The 1,890-nt window shown below is 69.7% G+C and carries 5 protein-coding genes; all 5 read right to left on the reverse strand.

Annotated elements, in window-relative coordinates; genetic code table 11:
• Window positions 1–244 precede the first annotated feature (244 nt).
• A complete protein-coding gene (locus PYV61_RS24860) occupies window positions 245–430 on the reverse strand; it encodes a hypothetical protein (RefSeq protein WP_275836571.1) in 186 nt (61 codons plus the stop codon).
• Complete coding sequence (locus tag PYV61_RS24865; RefSeq protein ID WP_275836572.1) at window positions 427–705, reverse strand: hypothetical protein; 279 nt, start codon at window positions 703–705, stop codon at window positions 427–429. The genes PYV61_RS24860 and PYV61_RS24865 overlap by 4 nt, the downstream gene beginning before the upstream one ends.
• Entirely contained in the window at window positions 705–1,331 is a 627-nt protein-coding gene (locus tag PYV61_RS24870) for a hypothetical protein (protein ID WP_275836573.1), read from the reverse strand. The genes PYV61_RS24865 and PYV61_RS24870 overlap by 1 nt, the downstream gene beginning before the upstream one ends.
• Window positions 1,328–1,507 carry a hypothetical protein gene (locus PYV61_RS24875; RefSeq protein WP_275836574.1) on the reverse strand — a complete coding sequence of 60 codons (180 nt, stop codon included), beginning with the start codon at window positions 1,505–1,507 and terminating at the stop codon, window positions 1,328–1,330. The genes PYV61_RS24870 and PYV61_RS24875 overlap by 4 nt, the downstream gene beginning before the upstream one ends.
• Window positions 1,504–1,890: hypothetical protein (locus PYV61_RS24880; protein WP_275836575.1), on the reverse strand; the 387-nt coding region annotated here is incomplete at its 5' end. The genes PYV61_RS24880 and PYV61_RS24875, both read right to left, overlap by 4 nt.

The following is a 1,890-nucleotide window of genomic DNA, read 5'->3' on the forward strand; positions in this document are numbered from 1 at the left end:
TTTTAGGCAAGGCCGGGCTGCTCCTGTTCCCAGGACACAGCGGATCGCCCGGTCAATCGATCGAGCGCCTGGTCGAGCGCGACTCGACACCAGTGGTCCTGACCAGCCAAGCCTATCGGCGCCGGCAGACGACCGGCAACGACCTCCCGCTCGAAGGCGGCCTCAGAGAGGTCGCAATACTCGGCCGCGAGCGCACGGCGCATCATGCGCGGCCATGCCTGGATGAGAGGCGCGCGACGCCGCATCAGCGTTCGCTCTGGTGCTCGTCCAGCCAGCAACGCTGGCAGGTGTCGAGGCCGGTTACGGTGGGCGCCTCGCGGCACAGCACGCATAGCTGCGGCCGGCGCGCGGCCCGACCCGCGAGGCGCGTGCCGGTCCAGACCGCAGCCAGGGTGCAGATCGTCAGGATAGCGGCGAGCGCGATTGTCACCGGTCCGGCACCACGAAAGTCTTGCTGAGAACCGTGATGGACGTCGGTGGCTCAAGCGGCGTCCAAGCGATTGCTCCGGGCCACGCCGGCGCGCCGTCTCTCGCAAACACGAACTGGTGCGGCTCGCGCCAGATGTCGAACTGCAGGATGGCCCACCAATGGTCGCCCGGCCGCACGCCTCGGCCCGCGTCGGTCGGGACCGGATCATCGTGGTGGCCGTAAGCGAGGAAGCCAAAGCCGTCGCGCGGTGCCGAGCTGAAGAGCCTCCACTGCATCAGCCCGCCGCCTTTTGAGCTTCGTCATAGGCACGCTGCAGACGGTCCCAAGCGGCGCGCTCGCCGCCGGCGTTCGGGTGAGCGGTGCGCGCCAGAGCACGATACGCTCGGGTAATCGCCTCGATCGGGGCGTCTCGCGTGACGCCCAGCACCTTCCACCATGGGTCGGACGCGGGCAGAGCGACGTGACCGGCGAAGGCCAGCCGCAGATCCGCGCAGCCCCATCGCTCCTGGCCGCGCAGCGCCTCGATGTGCGCGGCGATCGCGGCGATGTTGTCCTGCACCGTGTCCCAGCGATCGCAGGCGAGGACGTGCGGCGAGCCATCGAAATCAAAGTAGAGCGCGGCGCCGGTGTCCTCCGGATCGCGGCGGCTGACGTTCTGGTCTCGGGTGCCCTGCAGCGTGAAGCGGATGTTGGTCGAGACCAGGATGTCCGTGGTGCGCCAGGGCTGACCCGTGCGCGTCATGAGAGAGAGCTGCTCGCGCAACCGCCGGCGTGCGACGGTCAGGGTGAGGCGGCGCCCGTCTTCCTTGAACAGCGCCGCCTTGCGCGCGTGGAGCGGCGTGCGCGGCCGACCGTTCGGCCAGGCGAGCGGATAGCCCATCTCGATCTCGAGCGCGCTCATCTGCCGGCATCCTGGCTGCGGCCTTGGGCTGTGAAGCCGTTCGCGTTGGCGAGGCGGCGGACCACGGTTTCCGATCGGCCGAAGGCGGCGGCAACTGCGGCGAACGTCACCTTGGGGTCAGCGACAGCCGAGACGATGCGGTCTCGCTCGCGCACGGTGATGCGTGGTGGCTTCACGCCCGCTCCTCCGCCAGCTCGAGGGTCAACAGCCGAATGCGGACGCTGGTGTTGGCGCGGCCGAGCTCGCGTGCGATCGCCGGGACGGAGCTGCCCTTGCGGCGCAGGGCGAGCAGCTGGGCGTCCTCACTCGAGGAGAACTGCCGACAGCGGCCGCCGAAGCCCCGCTGCTCTCCGCCGTGATTGCACCGGCCCAGGCGCACTGCCCGAGGCGAAAGCGCTCCCTCCGACAGGCATCGATAGTGAACGGCGCCTTGTGTGATCCCGTAGCGCGCGGCGAGAGCTCCGTAAGACCAGCCCTGCTCCCGCAAAGCCGCAAGCTCGTCGACCTGGTCGCGCGTCAACTTGGCCCGGCTCATCGCTGCCACCGCACGCGACGGACG

It is taken from the genome of Roseisolibacter sp. H3M3-2, from assembly GCF_029211165.1.
Classification (GTDB): domain Bacteria; phylum Gemmatimonadota; class Gemmatimonadetes; order Gemmatimonadales; family Gemmatimonadaceae; genus Roseisolibacter.

Coding starts and splice junctions, on each gene's coding strand:
- PYV61_RS24865 (WP_275836572.1), bottom strand. CDS start 705: ATGCAGTGGAGGCTCTTCAGCTCGGCACCGCGCGACGGCTTTGGCTTC.
- PYV61_RS24870 (WP_275836573.1), bottom strand. CDS start 1,331: ATGAGCGCGCTCGAGATCGAGATGGGCTATCCGCTCGCCTGGCCGAAC.